Raw genomic sequence first — 22,476 nt, 5'->3', positions numbered from 1 at the left:
TCGACTCAGTCGGCGAGCGCCGCGGACTGCAATGCAAACAGCTCTTTCATACCGTCCTGCGCCAGCGCGAGCATGGCGTTGAGCTCGGCAGGCTGGAACGGCGCGCCTTCGGCCGTGCCCTGTACCTCGATGAAGCCACCGGCACTGGTCATCACGACGTTCAGGTCGGTTTCCGCCGCGGAGTCCTCAAGATAATCCAGGTCGAGCACCGGCTCACCCTGGTAGATGCCGACCGAAACCGCAGCGACCATCTGCTTGAGCGGATCACCGCCCTTCAACCCGCCGCGCTTTTTCAGCAATTTCAGAGCGTCCACCAGTGCAACCATTGCACCGGTGATCGAGGCTGTACGGGTACCGCCATCAGCCTGAATCACATCACAATCGATATAGATGGTGTTCTCGCCCAGCTTGCTCATGTCCAAGGATGCCCGCAGGGAGCGCCCAATGAGCCGCTGGATCTCGAGGGTACGCCCGCCCTGCTTGCCTCGGCTCGCCTCACGCTGATTACGCTCGCCGGTGGCACGCGGCAACATGCCGTATTCGGCGGTCAACCAGCCTTGCCCTTGGCCCTTGAGGAACCGCGGTACGCCATTCTCGATGCTGGCGGTGCAGATCACCTTGGTATCACCGAACTCGACCAATACCGATCCCTCGGCGTGCTTGGTGTAGTTGCGGGTGATGCGGATCGAACGCAGCTGGTCAGCAGCGCGGCCACTGGGACGCTTCATGGGACAGTTCCTACTTCATGGATTCGGGTGCCCGGCATTATAGGCGCCTTTGATGCGTAGTTACGCGGCCAGTCGGCTGATCGGGCAAAGCGCTGGAGTTGAATGACCAACATCCAGCGCCAAGCGGGGTCGTCACGCTGGCCCATATCACGCCTCATGCGTCTTCGCGCCGTTTTGATTTACAATCCTCCGCCTTTCGCATCGTACCGAGGGCTACCGCAATGATTCACAGCATGACTGCCTTCGCACGTGCCGAGCAGGCCGGCGCTCACGGCACTCTCATCTGGGAGATCCGCTCGGTAAACCATCGTTACCTGGAGCCGCACCTGCGCCTGCCCGACACCTTCCGTGACCTGGAAGGCGCTGTCCGTGAGGCGCTGCGCAAAGGGCTCTCACGCGGCAAGGTCGAGTGCACGCTGCGCTTTGCCGAGGACGCCACGAACCGCTCGATGCAGGTGGACAGCCATCGCGCCAGCCAGCTGATCGCCGCAGCGGAAAGCGTTGCGGCACTGATCAAGCAGCCGGCGCCGATCAATCCATTGGAAGTGCTGTCCTGGCCGGGCGTGCTAGTTGGTGATTCAGCTGACCCTAAGGTGCTGAACGACGCGGCCCTGAAGCTCTTTAACGCCACCCTGACGGAGCTGAAGAGTGGCCGTCAGCGTGAGGGCGAAGAGCTGGCCCGGCTGATCAACGAGCGTCTCGACGCCATCACCGAGGAAACCGCCACGCTGCGCTCCCAGGTCCCGCAGATGCTTGCCGCGCAGCGGCAAAAAATCCTCGACCGCTGCGCCGAAATGCGTGCCGAACTGGACCCTCAACGCATCGAGCAGGAAATGGTGCTGCTTGCGCAAAAAAGCGACGTGGCCGAGGAGCTGGATCGTCTCGGCACCCATGTCAGCGAAGTGCGGCGAGTGCTGAAAGCTGGCGGCGCCGCTGGTCGGCGTCTGGACTTCCTGATGCAGGAACTCAACCGCGAAGCCAATACGCTCGGCTCCAAGGCGTTCGACACGCGCAGCACCCAGGCGGCAGTAAACCTCAAGGTGCTCATCGAACAGATGCGCGAGCAAGTTCAGAACATCGAATAGCAATCACGCCTGGCGCAGGATGCGACCGTCGCATATCCGTTCCGCCGGGCTTCATCAGGCAACAGCCCCAGAGAAATTCATGTCAGCCTCAACCGGTACGCTCTACATCGTTTCCGCGCCTTCCGGGGCCGGCAAGACCAGCCTGGTCAAGGCGCTGCTCGACGCGCAACCACAGGTTCGAGTCTCGGTTTCGCACACCACTCGCCCCATGCGTCCGGGCGAGGTGGATGGTGCCAACTACCACTTCGTCAGCCGAGAAGAGTTTCTCGAACGGCTACAGCACGATGAATTCCTCGAACACGCGGAAGTCTTCGGCAACCTCTACGGCACCTCCCAGCGCTGGGTCGAACAGACCCTCGGCGAAGGTTACGACCTGATTCTGGAGATCGACTGGCAGGGCGCTCAGCAGGTCCGCCGGCTGATGCCACAGGCCAAATCGATCTTTATCCTGCCCCCTACTCAGGAAGCGCTCCGCCAGCGACTGACCAACCGCGGCCAGGACAGCGACGAGGTGATCGACAAGCGCATGCGCGAGGCCGTCAGCGAGATGACGCATTACGTCGAATACGATTACCTCGTAATAAATGACGATTTCGCTCATGCATTGATCGACTTGCAGGCGATCTTTCGTGCCAATCAGTTGCTGCAAAGCGCGCAACAAAAGCGCTTCGAGGGTTTGCTCAAGCAGCTGCTGGCTTAGGGCTCTGCAAGCGAATCAGTGCGATAGCCACTCCGGAACCCGAGCGTGACTGGCTTTTTTTCTTCTACTCGCAGCTTGCAGCTTAAGGCTTGCCGCTGCTTTTCACTTTTACCGCTTCCCTAACAGCTGGTGATTTTTTAGACTATCCCGTCCGCTCGCCCACTTGGGCACGCTTTACGAATTTGATGAGGAACACCATGGCCCGCGTTACCGTTGAAGATTGCCTGGACAACGTAGATAACCGCTTCGAGCTGGTCATGCTCGCTACCAAACGCTCGCGCCAGCTGGCTACAGGCGGCAAGGAGCCTAAAGTAGCCTGGGAAAATGACAAGCCGACCGTGGTTGCGCTGCGTGAAATCGCCTCCGGCCTGGTGGATTACGACGTTATCGCCCAAGACGACATCGTCGACGACGAGCCGTTGTTCGTGCAGTACGAGGAAGAGTCCAACGAGGCCATCTGATTAAATGCCAGGTCGAAGTCGAGCCGCCAATACGGAGCCGCCCTGCCGGCGAGGAGCAATCCCTTGCCAGCCATAGACGTTCTTGCCGATCGCCTGTCGACCTACCTCGGCGCAGACCAGGTCAATCTGGTCCGCCGCGCTTACTTCTACGCCGAGCAGGCCCACGACGGCCAGCGTCGGCGCAGCGGTGAAGCCTACGTAACCCACCCCCTCGCGGTAGCCAACATCCTCGCCGACATGCACATGGACCATCAGAGCCTGATGGCCGCGATGCTGCACGACGTCATCGAGGACACCGGCATCGCCAAGGAAGCGCTCACTGCGCAGTTCGGCGAGACCGTGGCCGAACTGGTCGACGGGGTCAGCAAGCTGACCCAGATGAACTTCGAGACCAAGGCCGAGGCCCAGGCCGAAAACTTCCAGAAAATGGCCATGGCTATGGCCCGCGACATCCGCGTGATCCTGGTCAAGCTCGCCGACCGTCTGCACAACATGCGCACCCTGGAAGTACTGGCCGGCGAGAAACGCCGCCGCATCGCCAAGGAAACGCTGGAAATCTACGCGCCCATCGCCAATCGCCTGGGCATGCATTCGATGCGCGTGGAATTCGAGGACCTGGGTTTCAAGGCGATGCACCCGATGCGCTCCGAGCGTATTCGCGCAGCTGTTCGCCGGGCTCGCGGCAACCGCAACGAAATCGTCGAGAAGATCGAGCAATCGCTGATCCACTGCCTCGCACGCGAAGGCCTGGAAGGCGAGGTGGTAGGCCGCGAGAAGCACCTGTTCAGCATCTACAAGAAGATGCGCGGCAAGCGCAAAGCGTTCAACGAGATCATGGACGTCTATGCCTTCCGCATCGTGGTCGACAAGGTCGACACCTGCTATCGCGTACTTGGCGCCGTGCACAGCCTGTACAAGCCGCTGCCCGGCCGTTTCAAGGACTACATCGCGATCCCCAAGGCCAACGGCTATCAGTCGCTGCACACCACCCTGTTCGGCATGCATGGCGTGCCCATCGAGATCCAGATCCGCACCCGGGAAATGGAAGAGATGGCCAACAACGGCATCGCCGCGCACTGGCTGTACAAGTCCAACGAGGACGAGACTCCGAAAGGCACCCATGCCCGCGCACGGCAGTGGGTCAAGGGCGTGCTGGAGTTGCAGGAACGCGCCGGCAATTCGCTGGAGTTCATCGAGAGCGTCAAGATCGACCTGTTCCCCGACGAGGTCTACGTCTTCACGCCCAAGGGCAGCATCATGGAGTTGCCTAAGGGCTCGACCGCCGTCGACTTCGCCTACGCGGTGCATACCGATGTCGGCAACACCTGCATCGCTTGTCGCGTCAATCGACGCCTGGCGCCTCTGTCTCAGGCACTGGAAAGCGGCAGCACGGTCGAGATCGTCACGGCCCCTGGCGCACGCCCCAACCCCGCGTGGCTGAATTTCGTCGTCACCGGCAAGGCGCGCACGCATATCCGCCACGCACTCAAGCTGCAACGCCGCTCGGAGTCGATCAATCTGGGCGAGCGCCTGCTGAACAAGGTGCTCACCGGCTTCGAAACCAGTCTGGAAAGCATATCGCCTGAGCGCATCAAGGCCGTGCTCAACGAGTATCAGATGGAGGTCATCGAAGACCTGCTCGAAGATATCGGCCTGGGCAATCGCATGGCCTACGTCATCGCCCGCCGCCTGCTGGCCAGCGACGGCGAACAGGCGCCGAGCGCCGAAGGACCACTAGCCATTCGCGGTACCGAGGGCCTAGTGCTCAATTACGCCAAGTGCTGCACACCCATTCCCGGCGACCCCATCGTCGGTCACCTGTCCGCAGGCAAGGGCATGGTGGTGCACCTGGATACCTGCCGCAACATCGCCGAAATCCGCCACAACCCGGACAAGTGCATCCAGCTGTCTTGGTCCAAGGACGTCACAGGCGAATTCAACGTCGAGCTGCGCGTCGAGCTGGAACACCAGCGCGGCCTGATTGCCCTGCTCGCAGGCAGCGTCAACGCCGCCGATGGCAACATCGAGAAGATCGGCATGGACGAGCGCGACGGCCGCATCAGCGTGGTCCAGCTGGTGGTCAGCGTGCATGACCGGGTTCATCTGGCCCGGGTCATCCGGAAGCTGCGCACCATCAAGGGTGTAATGCGGATTACACGGGTTAAAGCTTAAGCAGCTGGAAGCTGGAAGCTGGAAGCTGGAAGCTGGAAGCTGGAAGCTGGAAGCTGGAAGCTGGAAGCTGGAAAGGGTGGTCACATCCACTTAGCTTCGTCTAGCATCCTGCCCTTACTTCAGCTTCTGGCTTCCTGCTTGAAGCTCTCGAACGAGGAACCCCCATGCCCCGCACCGTGATCAATACCGACAAAGCCCCCGCCGCCATCGGCACCTACTCCCAGGCGATCAAGGCCGGCAACACCGTGTATCTGTCCGGCCAAATTCCATTGGACCCCAAGACCATGGAGCTGGTGGAAGGCTTCGAAGCGCAGACCGTGCAGGTGTTCGAGAACCTCAAGGCGGTAGCCGAAGCGGCCGGCGGCTCGCTGAAGGACATCGTCAAGCTGAATATCTTCCTCACCGACCTGGGCAATTTCGCCACGGTAAACGAGGTCATGAGTCGCTATTTCCAGCAGCCCTACCCCGCCCGCGCCGCCATCGGCATCGCCGCGCTGCCGAAAGCCGCGCAGGTTGAAATGGACGCCATTCTGGTACTCGACTGAACCCCTGACCCGAGCGGACGCAGGAAGCGCGACTGATGGCAGTACCCCGACTTACGCCTCGCTTGCTGCTCGCGTTGGCCGGATTGCTCGCCGCCTGCGTTCTGTACTTGGCTCAACCGCTGATGCTGCAAAGCCTACGCAACGGCTTGTTCGATCAGTATCAGCGCTGGCATCCGCGGCCAGCGCCGGCGCAAACACCGGTTCGGGTGGTCGACCTCGATGAAGCCAGCCTCGCGCGCCACGGCCAATGGCCCTGGCCGCGCGATCTACTGGCGCAGTTGCTGGAACGCCTGCAGCAGGCCGGCGCCGCCGTGGTGGTCTTCGATGTGCTCTTCGCCGAGGCCGACCGCAGCTCGCCACGCTATCTGCTGAACCAGCTGGACCTACCGCCCGCTTTGGCCGACACGCTGGACGCCCTGCCCGATCACGATCACTCGTTTGCCGAGGCGCTCGAGCGACAGCCTAGCGTCCTTGGCTTTGCCACCTCGCACTCGTCGTCGCAGACCCGTCCGCTCAGCCGTTTCGGTGTGCGACAGCGTGCGGATGCCGCCCTACCGCGTTTCAAAACCTACGCCGGCACCGTCAGCGCATTGCCCTCGCTTGAAAGGGCTGCAGCAGGCAGCGGCGCCATGACTTTTCACCCTGATGCAGACGGCGTTGTGCGCCGCGTACCGGTGATGATTCGCGTCGGTGATCAGCTGCTCCCCTCGCTGGTCGCCGAAGCGCTGCGGACCTATCTCGACCAACAGCTGTACCGCATCGAGACGGCAAGCAATGGAGCGGTCGAACAGGTTGCGATAGGCCCGCTAACGCTCCCGACCAACCGTCGAGGCGAGCTCTGGCTGCATTATCGCCGCGACATGACCGCGCAGAGCCTGCCCGCGTGGCGCGTTCTGGATGGCACGTCCACCGCCCCACTCGACGGCAGCATCGTGCTGATCGGCAGCTCGGCTCAAGGTCTGCAGGATCTGCGCTTCAGCCCTCTTGGTGGGATGCTTCCAGGCGTTCAGGTGCATGCCCAGGCGATCGAACAGGCACTGACCGGCTCGCCGCTGCAACGCCCGTTCTGGGCCAGTTCGCTGGAAGCGCTGATCCTGCTGCTCGCCGGATCGCTGCTCTGTGTTCTGATCCTCACCAGCGGCGCGCTCACCGCCGCCTGGATCGCAGCAATAGCGATTGCGACACTGAACATTGCGGCCTGGTGGGCCTACTCGCGCCATGGCCTGCTGCTTGACGCCCTCACGCCCTCGATCGGTCTGCTGCTGGTCTACCTCGGCGCCAGCCTTGCGCGGCACCGCGCCAGCGAATATCAGCAGCGCTGGATACGTAATGCCTTCTCACGATACATCTCGCCGAACCTGGTCAGGTATCTGGTACGTCATCCCGAACAACTGCAACTCGGCGGCGAACGCCGCTATTGCAGCTTCGTCTTCACCGATATCACCGATTTCACCACGCTGATGGAGAGTCACTCACCGGAGCGAGTGGTCGGCATGCTCAACGAATATCTCGAAGGGCTCATCCAGATTGCCTTCCGCCACCAGGGCACGCTCGAGCGCATCGTCGGCGACGGCATGGCCATTCTGTTCTCGGCGCCCCTGACCCAGGCCGACCACCAAGCCCGTGCCTTGGCCTGCGCACTGGAGATCCGCAGCTTCACCCGCGCCCACGCAGCCGCTCAACATGCCGCCGGCATCCCGCTGGGCCGCACGCGCATCAGTGCACATAGCGGCGAGGTCGTGGTCGGCAATTTCGGTGGCGCCACCCTGTTCGACTACCGGGCATTGGGCGATGCGGTCAACGTCGCGGCTCGCCTGGAAAGCCTCAATCGTTATCTGGGCACCGATCTTTGCGTTTCGGAGGCCATCCGTGCCGCCAATCCGGACGTGCCGATGCGCGCCATCGGCGATGTACTGCTCAAGGGCAAGACGCAGCCGATCCGCCTTTACGAGCCCTGCGAAACAGCCTTCGACAACGACTACGATGCGGCATACCGGTTGCTGGCCAGTGAGCATGAGCATGCTGCCGATGCGTTCGAACAGCTGTCCACCGAGCGACCGGATGACCTGCTGGTGCGTTATCAGCTACAGCGTTTGCGGGCCGGCCAGCGCGGCGAGTGCATTCAGTTGACGGAGAAGTGAAGCGCTTCAGCGAACGCTGATTTCGACCCTGCGATTGCGCGGCTCGGATACTCCATCGGGCGTATCGATCAGCAGGTTTCGCTCGCCATGTGAGGACACACGTAGATCGATTACCTCGATGGCTCGGTTGCGCAGCATGTCCGCAACCGCCTGAGCTCGAAACAAGCCCAGCTGCTCGTTCCAGTACGGGCCGCTCAAGGTATCGGTGTGGCCAATGACCGAGACGGCTGACGGGCCACGCAGGCGGATCGCCTCGAAAACCTGCTCGACGGCGCGCTTCGATTCCTCGGTCAGCTCGGCGCTGCCGATTTTGAAGTACAGCTGGAAGCGCTGCGGCAGTGCGGGTTGAGCCGCCAACGCCGCCGAGAAATCGTGTGTGATCCGCAGCTGACCGACGTTGAACGGCCTGGCCGAGGCGCCGCCGATGGTGACGCCTTGATGTGCCTGATCCAGACGTGTCTGGCCTTTGGCATTATCAATCACCACAGCGCCAGTGGTGCCGTCAGGGCTTTCCAGCAGCACCACATAGTTGCCCGTCACGCAGCCCGACAACAGCACGAGACACAGCAGCGCAAGCGAATACCGCAGCAGCATCCTGATCACTGAACGACCTTCACCAGAAAATGCGTACCGCGCACACCAATGGTGCCCGTTGGGGTTTTCAGCTCGACCGCTTCAGGCTTGAGCTTGGCGATGACGCCTGAGATGAAATTCAAGGTGCCGCGGCTGATATGGCCGCTCAGGCGCAGCTCTTCGCGGGTGGGTTCGAACGCGTACTCGTCCAGGGTGAATTCGCTATTCGGGCCAAAGGACATGACCGTGTTATCACTGAGCGTCACCCCCATCGCGCCGTCGGCACCGGTGCGCAGCACCGCGCCGAGGATCACTGCCTGGCCAATGGCCGCGTCGATGGTCTGATCACGGCTGGTGACGGTCGCCTCGCCCTGTACCTTCATGATGTAGCCGACCGGCTCGACCAACGTCTGCGCCTGCCCCAGCGGTGACAGCGCCAGCAGGCCCACTATCAGCAAAGGCCGTATACGGCTTGTCATGGCGCGGCTGCTATCGCACGTCATCATTCAGTCTCCCTAGCGGATCGCCGATTGTCAGGCCTTCGTCCGCGGCCCCTTACGCAGCACCACGATCACGCCGACGTAAGCGTCAGGCCAGCGTCGGAGAATGCAGGATGGCGGTTGGCAATTACAAGCGCAACGGCCAGCAGAAACCTCTCGGTAGAGCGGCGCGAATCGACTAAGCCGAGGCGAAACGTTCAATCGACCGCCCAGGGCCGCCATCCCACAGATTCCGATCGGCGAGCTGATGGGTATCGACATAGCGCGGCGCGCCGTTTATCTCTTCCAGCTCGGTCATGCCGGCGAGCTGGTTGACGATGCGGTAGCGCTTGCCGGCCGCTTTGTCTTGCAGTGGATAAAGCGCCGCAATCTGCTGGGCCAATTCGGTAAGGGTGGACATGGTGCGGGAACTGCTCTGGATGCGAAAGGCAGGCTATTTACTACGGATCGCGAATAATCTCGCTCGACGTCCGACGCCTAGCAGGCCGCTCATCGGAACGGCCATAGGCCGCACATGAAACGGCTGATGCACGCTGCATGAATCATGTCCGATTACTTCGTTCCACGACCGAACGGTCATTCGTCGTAAACCTGCTCGCCATTCGTCGCCCAGGCTCGCGAATGATGGCACTTGCCGTATTCTCGCCGGCTATCGGAGCCGAAGCGCCCGACCCTGCAGTTCGGCATATAAATCGCATCCGACGAGCCCGTACTGCTCAGCGCCACGCAATTGGCGCTTGCGGGGTTTCCCCGCGTACAACTGTGGTCCGCCTCGATGGCGGTTGTTTGTCAAACGTCGGGCCTCCCGATTGGATGTGAAATGAAGACACCACGTCTGCTACAAGGCCGCCGCGGCCCTGTGCTCTCCGTTCTGCTGGTACTGGCGCTCGCCGCCGGCTTGGCATACTTGCAATTCAAGCCCAGCGTTCCGGCCACGCCATCCAGCGGCGCTGCGGCCAGCATGCTCGAAGCCTTGCAGCAATCCACCGAACCCTGGGAAGCCAACCGTCAGGATCTTTCGGTACTGATGAGTGACCTGCGTGGCGCCACCATCGCCAGCGCAGCGCTCGGCCAGGATGCGGTCTATATCAGCCTGAACGACGGGCTACGCTACTGGGTCCCGGATCAGTCCGGTCGCGTGGCCCAGTTGCTGCTCGATCACTACGCCAGCAGCGAAGGCCAGCTGTTCCCGCTGACGTTGTTCGAAACTGACGGTGAAGCGCCTTGGTACAAGGCGCTGGTGCCCTACGCACCCTTCATTCTTCTGTTGGTCGGTGCGCTCAGTTATCTGGCCATCAAGAGCCAAGGTTTCCGCGTGCAGCGCAAAGGCAGCGGCATTGCCTTTGCCGATGTGATCGGCGCCAGCGAAGCCAAGCAGGCGCTCACCGATGTGACCGACTATCTGCGTGATCCCGCCGCTTATGCAGCGCTGGGTGCGCGTCCACCTAAAGGCGTATTACTCACGGGCGAGCCTGGCACCGGTAAAACCCAACTGGCCAAGGCGCTAGCGACCGAATCCAACGCCAGTTTCATCCAGGTCACGGGGAGTGATTTTTCCTCGATGTATTTCGGCGTCGGTATTCAGAAAGTGAAAGCTTTGTTTCGCACCGCGCGCAAACAGGCACCGTGCATCATCTTCATTGATGAGATCGACGGTATCGGCAAGCGCGCCGAGCAACAGCGCTCCAGCGATGCCGAAAGCAACCGCATCATCAACCAGTTCCTCGCAGAGATGGATGGCTTCGACGGCGCCAGCGGCGTGCTGGTGCTGGGCGCGACCAATTTCCCCAACTCACTGGACCCGGCGCTGGTACGCGAAGGCCGCTTCGACCGTTCCATTGCTGTCGGCCTGCCCGGGCTAAGCGACCGTGAAGCGCTGTTCCGTCTATATGCCGGAAAGATCCGCGCCGAGCAGAACCTCGACTTCGCTCAGCTGGCCCGTAATACCGTCGGACTGACTCCAGCTGCCATCGCTTACATCGCCAACCATGCGGCATTGCTTGCCGCACGTGGTGCCGCGAAGGAAGTGACCATGGCGCATTTTGTCGATGCCGTGGAAACCTGCCGTATTGGCGAGCAGCCATCGGGCGTTACGCCGATGTCGCCCACTGACCGCAAGCGCATCGCTGTGCATGAAGCTGGCCACGCGTTGGTGGCCGCCGCGTTGAAAGTCGGTCGGGTGGAAAAAGTGACCATCCTGCCGCGTGGTCAGGCCTTGGGTGTGACGTTGGTGACGCCAGTGGAAGACAAGCGTCTGCATATGGAATCCGAATTGCGCAACCGCATCCAGATGCTGTTGGCCGGCCGTGGCGCTGAGCAGCTGTACTTCCATGAAGTATCGTCCGGTGCCGGGCAAGATCTGCAGGAAGCTTCGAAGATCGCGCTATCGATGGTAGGTGCACTAGGTATGGGGCCAACCGGCTCGCTGTTGAGCCTACAGGCGGTACGCGACGCACACATCGAGTTCGATTCCGGCGAATCGATACGCGCCGCCGACAATCTGCTCAAGCAGCTCGACCGTGAATGCATGGCCCTGCTGCAGCGCCTGAAGCCGGCGTTGGATGAGATTGCCGACAAGTTGCTGGCCGAGGAAACGGTCCCCGGTGAAGAGGTTCTGGCAGCAATCGAGCGACTGCCCGAGCAGCATCACGAAGCGAGTGTCAGCTCGATCATCGGCCATGCCATGAGCAGCATCGATCGCGTCGCTGCCAGCGCCATGGAAAACACGCAATTCCTCGATTTGACACCGGTCGAGCTACCCGAAGATGACGGCCCGGGCATGCTCTGACGCAGTTCGCAACGGCAAACGGCGAAGGCCGCTCGATGAATAGTCGTGCTGCCTTCGCCGTTTTGGTTTTGGCGTGCCATGGTTTCAACGCTAAGGAAGCACCACCAGATGGTTCGGCAGCTCGTTGCGCTCATGAGTGGCTGGCACATGTTGCTTGAGTAGCGAGCCGCAGCTGTCAATACAACCGAGGAAGCCTTCAAGCACCCGACCGTTTCGCACATCCGCGGTGAAGGTGTCGACGATTGACTGCCAGACGCTGTCGTCGATGCGGCTGGAAATGCCCTGATCCACCAGAATCTCCACGTAGCGCTCAGCTTCGGAGACGAAGATCAGCATGCCGGTCCCTGCCGCCGTGTGGTGCAGGTTCAGCTCTATAAACTGCCGTCGCGCCAGGTTACACGCACGCCAATGCCGTACCGAACGAGGGATAAGCCGGCTAGTCAGGCTTGGAATGCGAAACACGGCGGCCAGCACGATGAACGTCAACCATTGCACTAACAGCATTTGCCAAGCGGCCAGCCAACCCGTGAAGAACAACAGCGCACCCGGCAGCAATAATGCCAGCAGGCTCGCCCAAAGCAACGGAATGTAGCGGTAATCATCCGCCTGGGCGGCCAGGACCGTCACAAGTTCAGCGTCGGTATCGCGCTCGACGCGATCAATCGCCTCGGATACCTGTTTCAGCTCGCTTTCGGAAAGTAGGGTCATTGCGTATTCATCATGAAGAGAACTCTCGTTTCGCTCATTACATCAAGAAGCTAGGCGCACATTGCGCGGGGGTGCGATCGAGCGATCACCAACCACCGGAAGCACCACCGCCGCCGAAACCGCCTCCGCCGCCGCCAAAACCACCGCCACCAAAGCCGCCACCACCTCCGCGACCCATACCGCCCAGCAGCGCACCAAGCAGCAACGCGCGGCCGGCGCCGCGACCACCGCCGCGCCCGCCTCGGCCACCACCGATGACGAAGATAGCGACAAGCATCAGAAAGAAGCCGAGGATGCCGAGCCCGCCCGGTTCTTGCGCACCCATGGGCATGGCTGGCTGCATACCGGCAGTACGCAGCGGATCGCCACCTAGCACCTGGATCATCGCCGCAGTGCCTTCGGTAATCCCGCGAGTGAAGTCGCCTTCACGGAAGGCCGGCGTAATGACTCGATTGATGATCACCGACGATTGCGCATCGGTAAGCCGCCCTTCCAGACCGTACCCGACTTCGATGCGCACCCGGCGGTCATCCCGGGCAACGATCAAAAGCGCGCCCGTGTCTTCATCTTTTTGCCCAATGCCCCACTCGCGACCCAGGGCAATGCCAAACTCTTCGATGCTTCGGCCTTGAAGGTCCGGCACGGTAACGACCACCACCTGCTCGCCGGTGGTCTGTTCATGGGCAGCCAGCATGCTGGTCAGTCGCGCTTCGGCCTGGGTGTCGAGCAGTTCGGCCTGATCCACCACCCTGCCGGTGAGTGCCGGTAGCTCAGCTTGCTGGGCGAAGAGGCCGCTCGCCCAGAACAGCAGCGCCAGGATCAGCGGGAGCTTACGAATCATTGAAACTGCACTTGCGGCGCCTGTTCGGCGTTCTCGGCTGTGGCTTCGAAGTTTTCGCGGATCGGCATGTCGCTGTACATCAGGCTATGCCAGATGCGGCCGGGGAACGTCCGGATCTCGGTGTTATAGCGCTCGACTGCGGTGATGAAGTCGCGGCGTGCGACGGCTATACGATTTTCGGTGCCCTCTAACTGCGATTGCAGGGCGAGGAAGTTCTGGTTGGATTTCAGATCTGGATAGCGCTCAGACACCGCCATCAATCGGCTCAGCGCTCCGGTTAGCTGGTTCTGAGCCTGCTGAAACTGCTGTAACTTTTGGGGATCGTCGAGATCGTCCGCGCTAAGCTGAATCGAGGTGGCCCGCGAGCGGGCCTCGATCACTGCAGTCAGCGTTTCCTGCTCCTGCCGGGCGAAGCCTTTGACCGTCTCGACCAGATTGGGAATGAGGTCGGCACGACGCTGGTACTGGTTTTCCACTTGAGACCAGGCCGACTTCACCTGCTCGTCGTACTGCGGAATGTTATTGATGCCGCAGCCGGCCAACAGCCAGGACATCAAAAGAACAACCGTAACTTGCCAGGTAGTACGTAAACGCTGCGTCTGCATGATTCGCTCGTCCATCCAAAAATCCAAAGTACAGGAATAAGGATAGCCAAGCGGCTGGAGAGTTCAGGCTGGGTTAGGGTTTCAGATTACTCCGGACTGTCGCAAGGACAGAATCTTCTCGAAACTCAGTCCGACCAGTTCCAGCAGGACCGTTTCGCTGTGCTCACCAAGCACCGGTGGAGCCTTGCGGTACTCAACGGGCGTCTCGGACAAGCGAATCGGGCTGGCGACCTGTGGCACGCTGCCTGCCAGCGGATGCGGCAGATCGACACGCAGCCCACGCGCCAGCACCTGCGGATCGGCAAACACCTGGGCCAGATCATTGATTGGCCCACAGGGCACACCCGCCTGCTCCAACAGCGCGACCCATTCTGCGGTGGTCCGGAACACGGTGACCTGACGGATCAGCGGCACCAGTTCCTGACGATGGGCGACTCGGGCCTTGTTGGTGGCAAACCGGGCGTCTACTGCCCACTCGGGGTGCCCCGCCGCTTCGACGAATTTGCGGAACTGCCCGTCATTCCCGATGGTGAGAATGATGTCGCCATCAGCGGTGGGAAAGTCCTGGTACGGCACGATATTCGGATGGGCATTGCCCATGCGCTTGGGCGCCACGCCGGTGGTCAGGTAGTTCATCGCTTGATTGGCCAGACAGGCAACTTGCACATCCAGCAACGCCAACTCGACGTGCTGGCCGATTCCGCTCTGCTCGCGATGATTGAGCGCCGCCAGTATGCCCACCGTGGCGTAGAGCCCAGTAAGGATATCGGTCAGCGCCACGCCGACTTTCACAGGGCCCGCGCCCTCTTCGCCCTCGGCCCGCCCGGTCAGGCTCATCAGACCGCCGAGGCCTTGAATCATGAAGTCATACCCGGCGCGCTGAGCATAAGGACCATCACTGCCGAAGCCGGTAATCGAGCAATAGATCAGCCGTGGATTGATCGCCTTGAGGCTTTCGTAATCCAGCCCGTAAGCCGCCAGCCCGCCAACCTTGAAGTTCTCCAGCAGTACGTCGCACTGTTCTACCAGTTCGCGAACGATGCGCTGGCCTTCCGGCTGAGTGAAATCCAGCGTCAGCGATTGCTTGTTGCGGTTGGCCGACAGGTAATAAGCCGCTTCCGAAGTGTTCGCCCCCTCCCGGTCTTTGAGATAGGGAGGTCCCCAGTGGCGAGTATCGTCCCCGGTGCCGGGACGCTCGACCTTGATTACCTCGGCGCCAAGGTCACCGAGAATCTGCCCGCTCCAGGGGCCGGCAAGCACGCGAGACAGGTCAAGGACGCGGATGTGCGACAGAGCACCGGGCATAGGGTCGAGATCTCGAAAAATCTAGTGAACGTAGGGCGGATCGGGGCACGTAGCTGGCGCTTTATCCATCCACCACGCGGGGGTGAAGGTGGATGAAAGAAGCGTCATCCACCCTACGGACAGGACCTAGAAAAAGGCCTGGATACCCGTCTGGGCACGGCCAAGGATTAGCGCGTGTACGTCATGGGTGCCCTCATAGGTGTTAACCACTTCGAGGTTGACCAGATGCCGCGCCACACCAAACTCGTCGCTGATGCCATTCCCACCGAGCATGTCGCGGGCCAGGCGCGCCACGTCCAGGGCCTTGCCGCAGCTGTTGCGCTTCATGATCGAGGTAATTTCGACCGCGGCAGTGCCTTCGTCCTTCATTCGACCGAGGCGCAGGCAGCCTTGCAGGGCAAGCGTAATCTCGGTCTGCATGTCGGCCAGCTTCTTCTGGATCAGCTGGTTCGCAGCCAGCGGACGGCCGAACTGCTGACGGTCCAAGGTGTACTGACGCGCGGTGTGCCAGCAGAACTCGGCGGCGCCCAGGGCACCCCAGCTAATGCCATAACGAGCCGAATCCAGGCACGTGAACGGACCGCGCAGGCCGCGCACATCAGGGAACGCGTTCTCCTCTGGGCAGAAGACGTTGTCCATGACGATCTCACCGGTGATCGAGGCGCGCAGGCCGACCTTGCCATGAATCGCGGGGGCAGACAGGCCTTCCCAGCCTTTCTCCAGCACGAAGCCGCGAATGGCGCCTTCGTCATCCTTGGCCCAGACCACGAACACATCGGCGATCGGGCTGTTGGTGATCCACATCTTGGCGCCGGAGAGGCGATAGCCACCGTCGACCTTTTTGGCGCGAGTGACCATGGAGCCCGGGTCGGACCCGTGGTTGGGCTCGGTCAGGCCGAAGCAACCGATAAATTCGCCGCTGGCCAGCTTGGGCAGATACTTCTGCTTGGTTTCTTCGTTGCCGAATTCGTTGATCGGCACCATCACCAACGAGGACTGCACGCTCATCATCGAGCGGTAGCCCGAATCAATACGTTCGACTTCGCGGGCGATCAGGCCGTAGCAGACATAATTCAGCCCGCTTCCGCCGTACGCTTCAGGAATGGTCGCGCCGAGCAGGCCGGTGTCGCCCATCTCACGAAAGATCGCTGCGTCGGTGCGCTCGTGGCGGAAGGCTTCGAGCACACGTGGCGCCAGCTTGTCGTCCGCAAACTGCTGCGCACTGTCGCGCACCATGCGTTCTTCATCGGTGAGTTGCTGATCGAGCAGCAGGGGGTCGATCCAATTGAAGCTTGCTTTGCCGGCCATGGATGGTCCTCTAGTCGTAGACAGTTAACCGGGCGGGGCCCGGCACAGCATTTCGTATGGATTGATCCTAGAAGCAGAATCGGTAAGCAGCAAACGAGTAATTTGCAATCACCTGTGCGCTTTTGTAATTCCGACTTATGCTAGTACACCTGATTTCCCGATTATTAGTGAGGCAGCCGCATAAATGCGCCGCAAGATTCCCAGCACAGCCGCGCTTGTTGCCTTCGAAGCGGCAGCCCGTCACCAAAGTTTTACTCGCGCAGCCGAAGAACTGGCGCTGACTCAAAGCGCCATTTGCCGACAAATCGGCGGGCTGGAGGAATTCCTTGGACTTGAGCTGTTCCGCCGCTCGCGCCGCGGCGTGAAGCTGACCGAGGCCGGACAATCCTATGCACGTCGTATTGCTACTCAGCTCGATGCGGTAGAACGAGATACGTTGTCGGTGATGGGTCAACAGGGCGCGCAGACCATCGAGCTGGCATTGGTACCGACGTTCGGCACGCAGTGGCTGCTGCCGCGGCTGCAGCAGTTCCAGGCGCTGCATCCGGAAATTACGGTCAACCTGACCAACCGTACCCGCCCCTTTCTATTCGCCGACACGGATTTCGATGCAGCGATCTATTTCGGCGATGGCGATTGGTCTGGCACCGTCGCCTACCCGTTGATGCCGGAGCGCTCCCTGCCCGTCTGCAGTCCTGTCTTGCTCGGTAGCACCGGTCAGCTGAGTGTTCAGGCCATTGCCGAGATGCCGTTGTTGCAACAAACCACCCGTCCCTACGCCTGGCGGCAGTGGTTCGATTCGCTGGGAATGAAGGTCGCCCGCGACATGACCGGCCCCCGCCTGGAGCTGTTCTCGATGCTGGCGCAGGCCGCCGAGCATCAGATGGGCGTGGCGCTTATTCCGCCATTTCTGATTCAGCGCGAGCTTGCCGAAGGACGCCTGGTCATCGCACACCCGCACTCGTTCCGTCGCGAGGATCAGGCCTATCACCTGATGATTCCCGAGCGACGCGTGGAATCGGCTGCTCTGAACGCTTTTCGTGACTGGCTACTGAACGAAGCGCGGGCTTGGATGGCGCAGCAGGCGTAGGCCTGCACGGTGCCGTCTCGCTAGTCGATGTGCCGCCTTGTACTCGTAACCACGACGCCGGTCCTTCGCTTTGTGAACGGTGCGCTTGAAACGTCTACCGCTCTGTCCCTTACTACCACCACGCCGTTGCATACATGGATGCAGTCCAACGGCCGTGCACGCGGCGCAGCAGCATTTCAACCAAGGACAGGTAGAAGAATGAGCGGTTACGTACCCAATATTCCCAAAGCCAAGCGGGAAGCCGAACTCAGGGAGGTCGAGCCGACCGACATCCATGCCGAACGCTGGGCTGAATACGAACGTTACTCCAGGCAGCCTGCCAAACCCGCCGAGAAGGTCAAACTTGCGCTTCGCATCGGTGTGTTTTTCGATGGCACGGGCAACAACGCCAATAACACCGCGCTAGGCCTGGCCTGCGGAGCGCACCACCCGGTTCAGCCGGAAGACCTGGACGCCAGCTGCAAGCCGTATATGGCTGAACCGGATAGTAGTTATGGAAATGACATAACTAACATCAAGAAGCTCAGCGAGCTGTACTCAGCCCCTCCATCGCTGGAAGGTTCCGGACCTCAAAGAAGGGCTTTTCGTAAGTTGTACATCGATGGCATCGGCACTACGGCCGGGATGGATGACAGCGTTGTGGGCTTGGGCGCAGGCCGAGGCAGCACGGGCGTCGCCGGGCGCGTACAGCAGGCCTTTGACCGTATCACCGATCTGATCGATGGCGTCTTCAAAGAAAACCCGAACTGCGAAATCAACTCGCTGACTTTTGACAGTTTCGGTTTCAGTCGAGGCGCGGCCGCGGCCCGGCACTTTGCCAATGAAATTGTTCGAGGCCCGGAAGGGGCTTTGGGAGTTGCACTGCAAGCAAATAGCGAAGCTTTCAGCACTACGTTCAACGGCCGCTACCAGCGCGACATTACTGTGGGCTTCATCGGACTGTTCGATACCGTCGCTGCGGTAGCAGGCCTTGCAAATATGGGTAATGTCAGCAGCTCGATCGCCCCGTGGGTAAAGCTGCACCTGCCTCGAAAATATTTCACTGATGTGGTTCAACTGGCAGCCCGCGATGAGGTTCGCGCCAACTTCCCCCTGAGCCGAGTGAAGCCAGACCACACCGAGATTACGCTGCCAGGGGCGCACTCTGACATTGGCGGAGGCTATCTCAGCGAGGCCGAAGAATGCGTGCTGGTCACCCCTATGCAGGCGTTAACGGTAAGCGTGGGCGTTGACGTGAAGACGACTTCCATCTACCGGGACGCTTCGCAAGCCAAGGCCCGCTTGGTTGACGAAGGCTGGCCGGCCTCCATGCTAGAGATCGTTACTCCGACGCCTCGATTGCTGCCTGTGGATTCGCAAGATCGCCTGGCGCCCCGACAACAGCGGGTTTATGCCGGACTACAGCTAAGGCGGCGGGTCAGGGGCGAGCTGTCGCGAGTGTATTTACGCGTTATGTATGAATTGGCCAAGCGGAAGGGTGTACGGTTCGAAAACATTCCTGACGAGCCGCAATATCTAATTCCTGCGGAGCTCGAATCTCTGTGCAACCGTTTTGCCAGAGGCGACTACAGCACTTCCATCGCCGAAGAAGAATTGCTGAAGCGTCACTACATTCATGTCTCGGCACATTGGAACAACCCGCTTAAAGCGCGATCTGCCAACGGTTTAGACCTCATATATATCAATGCCCCAAGCCCTGACGGGATTCGGCAGCAACACCCCCACGTACCCGACTGGAAATTATTTTGATAAAGCCTTCTATCGCCTTACTGGGCGCGCTGCTCTTATACGGATGCCAAACCGCAGATCCATTGTCGGCGGAGAGCGATCCGAAGGCCCGCTGGTGGAGCCTTGAGTTTATCGGGCCCAACTACATGACCGGCTGGGTCGAGTCGAGCGTAGTCGAAGACATTGGTGGCCAATCTTTCGATCACGGCAGCGGTGGGGTTATTGGCAACGGAAACCCGGGATATGCAACCGAAACGGCCAGAGGCTGGATCGATGGGGTAGGTGGAAATACAAGAGGGGTTGTCGGCTCGGATCTGCCAAAACGGATCTTTGTGCGCTGGCAATCGATAGTGGAGCCACAGACCTACCGGGCCTGGGTGGAAATTCCTGAAGCGGCCAGAGAAATCATGCATACATCTGTAAACCGCCGTTGCCCAGAAACACCTGAGCGGAGCGCGCGCTATATGGCCTCGGTTTACCTTGGATTGGCTCCGGGCGGAATAGTCCAAGCTTGGGTAGTAAACAGCTGTGGCCATGCGGTGAAGATTTCTCGCGCACAAGCTGAAGTAGAACCACTAGGCCCTTCTCAAGGCCAGACAGATGGCCGCTACGCCTACAAGATCAACGAGAAATCTCAGCGCTATATCGACAAGTACGGCATCCCGTACGGAAGCTGGTAGAGGCTCGTCATATAGCTGATGTTCCCGACAGGAATTTAAAAGTGAGTCTCGAACCAGACGAGGGCTGGCTTGCTTACAAAGCCTGCACGGTTGCGCCTCATCTCAAAGCTCAACGTCCCGCTATTCCCGCACAGAACGGCAGGCGCACCCCTCGACCATCAAACGGCTTCCGGTTTCTTCTTCTTCGGCTTGAGGTACTTGGTCAGCCCCTGAAACCACATCACCAGCGCCGGGTTGCCCTGAATTTGGATGTCCTTGTTCTGGATGCCCTGCATAAAGGCCAACTGTTTGTTCTTGGCATTCATGGCGGCGAAGCCATAGGTACTGTCCTTGAAGCCGATGGCGAAAGCCGGCTCGGCAGCGGGACCGCCATGACTGGTGACGCGCTGATTCTTGACGACGTAATGCCGCGCAACCTTGCCGTCCAGGGTATGCAATTGGAAGGTCAGGTCCTTGTCGCCCAGCTGCTGCTGGAAATCGGGATTGGTGCGGCTGGCCTTGGCCATCAGGCGGCCCAGCATCCAGAGAAGAAAACGAAATTTCATGAATTTGCCGACCGTTAGCGAAGGTGCCGCATTGTAGCGGCTGCTCTGAGCAGCGGAAGTGCGGGAACAGGCAGGTCCGGAGCGGACCGGCCGGTCAGGCTGACCCGGAGCCGCTCGGGCCCCGGGCAGCGCGTATCAGTTGATCGCGTCTTTCAGCATCTTTCCCGGCTTGAACGCCACGGTATTGCTGGCCCTGATGGTGACGGGTTCGCCCGTCTGCGGGTTCTTGCCCGTGCGGGCGCCTCGGTGGCGCTGCACAAAGGTACCGAAACCAACCAAGGTGACGCTGTCCTTGCGGTTGAGCGCGTTGGTGATTTCGTCCAGTACGGCGTTAAGTACACGGTTGGCCTGATCCTTGGTGAGATCGGCTTTATCTGCGATAGCGGCAGCGAGTTCCGGTTTACGCATGGGTAGCCTCTGACTTTTTTGTTTTTGTATTCGCTGTTTCCAAACAGCGTTCCGAGCACTGCAACAGCTCTACGCTGCGGCAGTGCCACTGGGAGCATGGCACGCTGCTAGCACTCGCGCCAGTCCCCGCCAGCGCTTTACCGAGTCATTCAGAAGACTTTAACGACAGAAGCTGAGGCACTTCCGCCAAGACCGGCGGCAGCTGCTTATTCAAGTCCAGCCGCTCCCGCACGGCCGCCCCGGTCAGCGCGTAACCCAACAGATTGCCATCGATGCCGCGGAATAGAGCCTTAAGGTCGCTGCCCTCGCCTTCCACGCTCCAACGCCCGTCGCTGCCAGCCGCCGGCGGTGATACCACCAGAGGACAAACTGGCGTTTTCACCGTGATCGGCATCGGTCCGTAAGCCACCGAGGTCGGCTTGCCGGAAAGCGTTTGTGCAAGCGCGCGCACACCACTCATCAAGGGCATCACGTACAGCAGATTGAGCCCACCGACCTCTGCGCAATCCCCCAGCGCGTAGACGTGCTCGGCCGAGGTCTGCAGCATCCGGTCAACGGTAATACCGCGATTGACCTCGAGCCCTGCTGCCGCCGCGAGCTCAGTGCGCGGGCGCAGGCCAACGGCGCTCACCACCAAATCGCAGCTCAACCGCTGGCCGTCCGACAGCCGTGCTTCGAGGGCGTCGCCACTCCGGTCCAGGCGCTCTAGTACCGGGCCAAGGTGAAAGCGCGCACCCAGCGATTCCAGCCCACGCTGCACGGCCCCCGCAACGTCCCTCGGCAGCAGTGACGGCATGATCTGTTCGCAGGGTGCGACCAATTCCACCTCATAGCCGCCCTGCAGCAAGTCATTGGCAAACTCGCAGCCGATCAACCCGGCGCCGATGATCAATACGCGCCGCTTGCCTCTGGCGGCTTCACGGAAGCGGCCGTAGTCGAGCAGGTCGTTGATTGGGAAGATGGCATCCTGAGCGTCGCCGGCAACCGGTACCTGAATCGTCTGCGCGCCCCAGGCGATCACCAGATCACGATAAGACACCGGCTCGTTGCCGATCCACACGCGGCGATTGCCAGGATCCAAGCGCGTCACCCGGGTATGGGTGCGGATCTCGGCGTTGAGCTGGATGGCCATCTGCCCGGCGCTCATCATGCCAAGGGCATCGGCATCCTTGTTCATGGCAAAACCGGTGGACAGCATTGGCTTGGAATAGGACCGACCGTCATCGGCGGTGATCAGTAGAACCGGCGTCTCACTGTCGTGCTTGCGATACTCCCGGGCCAGGTTGTAGCCCGCCAGGCCAGTGCCGATGATGACCAGTGGCGCGGTCGACGCAGCCATATTGTTCGATTCGTTCATATCAACCGATCGCGATCATTTCGAAGTCCATTTTGCCGACGCCGCAGTCGGGGCACAGCCAGTCTTCGGGCACATCTTCCCAGGCGGTACCTGGGGCGATGCCTTCGTCCGGCCAGCCTTCGGCTTCGTCATAGATGAATCCGCATACCACGCATTGCCACTTTCTCATCGTTCACCTCGATCATTTTCGGTTGCGCTGCACGCTATA

Annotated in this window: 23 protein-coding genes; 10 read left to right on the top strand and 13 right to left on the bottom strand. The window is 60.7% G+C overall.

Annotation, left to right across the window (positions count from 1 at the left end; translation table 11 throughout):
* Window positions 1-5 precede the first annotated feature (5 nt).
* Entirely contained in the window at window positions 6-728 is a 723-nt protein-coding gene (gene rph / locus NA647_RS04690) for a ribonuclease PH (protein WP_131651444.1), read from the bottom strand.
* A 221-nt stretch (window positions 729-949) separates the two neighbouring features.
* Here rph and NA647_RS04685 point away from each other — a divergent pair, with 221 nt between their 5' ends.
* The 6 genes from NA647_RS04685 (at window position 950) to NA647_RS04660 (ending at window position 7,832) form a co-directional block, all read left to right on the top strand.
* Window positions 950-1,813: a YicC/YloC family endoribonuclease gene (locus tag NA647_RS04685; RefSeq protein ID WP_256056628.1), complete on the top strand. Its 864-nt coding sequence runs from the start codon at window positions 950-952 to the stop codon at window positions 1,811-1,813.
* 79 nt (window positions 1,814-1,892) lie between these two features.
* The gene (gmk, locus tag NA647_RS04680) at window positions 1,893-2,513 is read left to right on the top strand and encodes a guanylate kinase (RefSeq protein WP_256056627.1); all 621 of its coding nucleotides are present in this window, start codon (window positions 1,893-1,895) and stop codon (window positions 2,511-2,513) included.
* A gap of 197 nt (window positions 2,514-2,710) precedes the next feature.
* Window positions 2,711-2,974, top strand: a complete 264-nt coding sequence (rpoZ, locus tag NA647_RS04675; protein ID WP_148923929.1) for a DNA-directed RNA polymerase subunit omega — start codon at window positions 2,711-2,713, stop codon at window positions 2,972-2,974.
* A gap of 63 nt (window positions 2,975-3,037) precedes the next feature.
* Complete coding sequence (gene spoT, locus NA647_RS04670) at window positions 3,038-5,146, top strand: bifunctional GTP diphosphokinase/guanosine-3',5'-bis pyrophosphate 3'-pyrophosphohydrolase (protein WP_256056626.1); 2,109 nt, start codon at window positions 3,038-3,040, stop codon at window positions 5,144-5,146.
* Window positions 5,147-5,310: 164 nt separating this feature from the next.
* Entirely contained in the window at window positions 5,311-5,691 is a 381-nt protein-coding gene (locus NA647_RS04665; protein ID WP_256056625.1) for a RidA family protein, read from the top strand.
* 35 nt (window positions 5,692-5,726) lie between these two features.
* A complete protein-coding gene (locus tag NA647_RS04660) occupies window positions 5,727-7,832 on the top strand; it encodes a CHASE2 domain-containing protein (RefSeq protein ID WP_256056624.1) in 2,106 nt (701 codons plus the stop codon).
* A gap of 6 nt (window positions 7,833-7,838) precedes the next feature.
* Here the strand turns inward: NA647_RS04660 and NA647_RS04655 are convergent, their stop codons facing one another.
* The 3 genes from NA647_RS04655 to NA647_RS04645 all read right to left on the bottom strand — a co-directional run bounded on the left by NA647_RS04655 (window position 7,839) and on the right by NA647_RS04645 (window position 9,305).
* Window positions 7,839-8,426, bottom strand: a complete 588-nt coding sequence (locus tag NA647_RS04655) for an OmpA family protein (RefSeq protein ID WP_256056782.1) — start codon at window positions 8,424-8,426, stop codon at window positions 7,839-7,841.
* Between the two features lie 5 nt (window positions 8,427-8,431).
* The gene (locus NA647_RS04650; protein ID WP_256056623.1) at window positions 8,432-8,884 is read right to left on the bottom strand and encodes a FecR family protein; all 453 of its coding nucleotides are present in this window, start codon (window positions 8,882-8,884) and stop codon (window positions 8,432-8,434) included.
* A 199-nt stretch (window positions 8,885-9,083) separates the two neighbouring features.
* A complete protein-coding gene (locus NA647_RS04645) occupies window positions 9,084-9,305 on the bottom strand; it encodes a hypothetical protein (RefSeq protein ID WP_256056622.1) in 222 nt (73 codons plus the stop codon).
* 420 nt (window positions 9,306-9,725) lie between these two features.
* Here NA647_RS04645 and NA647_RS04640 point away from each other — a divergent pair, with 420 nt between their 5' ends.
* Entirely contained in the window at window positions 9,726-11,693 is a 1,968-nt protein-coding gene (locus NA647_RS04640; protein WP_256056621.1) for an AAA family ATPase, read from the top strand.
* A gap of 90 nt (window positions 11,694-11,783) precedes the next feature.
* Here NA647_RS04640 and NA647_RS04635 read toward each other — a convergent pair whose 3' ends face one another.
* The 5 genes from NA647_RS04635 to NA647_RS04615 all read right to left on the bottom strand — a co-directional run bounded on the left by NA647_RS04635 (window position 11,784) and on the right by NA647_RS04615 (window position 16,460).
* A complete protein-coding gene (locus NA647_RS04635) occupies window positions 11,784-12,401 on the bottom strand; it encodes a TPM domain-containing protein (protein ID WP_256056620.1) in 618 nt (205 codons plus the stop codon).
* Window positions 12,402-12,486: 85 nt separating this feature from the next.
* Entirely contained in the window at window positions 12,487-13,242 is a 756-nt protein-coding gene (locus NA647_RS04630; RefSeq protein ID WP_256056619.1) for a TPM domain-containing protein, read from the bottom strand.
* A complete protein-coding gene (locus NA647_RS04625) occupies window positions 13,239-13,862 on the bottom strand; it encodes a LemA family protein (RefSeq protein WP_256056618.1) in 624 nt (207 codons plus the stop codon). The genes NA647_RS04630 and NA647_RS04625 overlap by 4 nt, the downstream gene beginning before the upstream one ends.
* A 66-nt stretch (window positions 13,863-13,928) precedes the next feature.
* Window positions 13,929-15,152, bottom strand: a complete 1,224-nt coding sequence (locus NA647_RS04620; RefSeq protein WP_256056617.1) for a CaiB/BaiF CoA transferase family protein — start codon at window positions 15,150-15,152, stop codon at window positions 13,929-13,931.
* A gap of 126 nt (window positions 15,153-15,278) precedes the next feature.
* Entirely contained in the window at window positions 15,279-16,460 is a 1,182-nt protein-coding gene (locus tag NA647_RS04615; RefSeq protein WP_073302831.1) for an acyl-CoA dehydrogenase, read from the bottom strand.
* Between the two features lie 184 nt (window positions 16,461-16,644).
* Here NA647_RS04615 and NA647_RS04610 point away from each other — a divergent pair, with 184 nt between their 5' ends.
* From NA647_RS04610 to NA647_RS04600, 3 genes are all read left to right on the top strand, one after another.
* Complete coding sequence (locus NA647_RS04610) at window positions 16,645-17,550, top strand: LysR family transcriptional regulator (protein ID WP_256056616.1); 906 nt, start codon at window positions 16,645-16,647, stop codon at window positions 17,548-17,550.
* Between the two features lie 198 nt (window positions 17,551-17,748).
* The gene (locus NA647_RS04605) at window positions 17,749-19,299 is read left to right on the top strand and encodes a T6SS phospholipase effector Tle1-like catalytic domain-containing protein (protein WP_256056615.1); all 1,551 of its coding nucleotides are present in this window, start codon (window positions 17,749-17,751) and stop codon (window positions 19,297-19,299) included.
* Entirely contained in the window at window positions 19,299-19,958 is a 660-nt protein-coding gene (locus NA647_RS04600) for a DUF2931 family protein (RefSeq protein WP_256056781.1), read from the top strand. The genes NA647_RS04605 and NA647_RS04600 overlap by 1 nt, the downstream gene beginning before the upstream one ends.
* A 158-nt stretch (window positions 19,959-20,116) precedes the next feature.
* On the opposite strand, the gene NA647_RS04595 is transcribed toward NA647_RS04600, so the two are convergent.
* The 4 genes from NA647_RS04595 to NA647_RS04580 form a co-directional block, all read right to left on the bottom strand.
* Window positions 20,117-20,503, bottom strand: coding sequence for an SCP2 sterol-binding domain-containing protein (locus NA647_RS04595; RefSeq protein WP_256056614.1), 387 nt, complete (start codon window positions 20,501-20,503; stop codon window positions 20,117-20,119).
* Window positions 20,504-20,638: 135 nt separating this feature from the next.
* Window positions 20,639-20,911: an HU family DNA-binding protein gene (locus tag NA647_RS04590; RefSeq protein ID WP_131651415.1), complete on the bottom strand. Its 273-nt coding sequence runs from the start codon at window positions 20,909-20,911 to the stop codon at window positions 20,639-20,641.
* Between the two features lie 145 nt (window positions 20,912-21,056).
* The gene (locus NA647_RS04585; protein ID WP_256056613.1) at window positions 21,057-22,250 is read right to left on the bottom strand and encodes an NAD(P)/FAD-dependent oxidoreductase; all 1,194 of its coding nucleotides are present in this window, start codon (window positions 22,248-22,250) and stop codon (window positions 21,057-21,059) included.
* Between the two features lie 19 nt (window positions 22,251-22,269).
* Entirely contained in the window at window positions 22,270-22,437 is a 168-nt protein-coding gene (locus tag NA647_RS04580) for a rubredoxin (RefSeq protein ID WP_131651414.1), read from the bottom strand.
* Between the last annotated feature and the right edge of the window lie 39 nt (window positions 22,438-22,476).

The organism is Stutzerimonas stutzeri (assembly GCF_024448985.1).
GTDB classification, from domain to species: domain Bacteria; phylum Pseudomonadota; class Gammaproteobacteria; order Pseudomonadales; family Pseudomonadaceae; genus Stutzerimonas; species Stutzerimonas stutzeri_AP.
The sequence above is the reverse complement of the archived record's forward strand: the minus strand, read 5'-3'. Positions and strand labels throughout refer to the sequence as shown.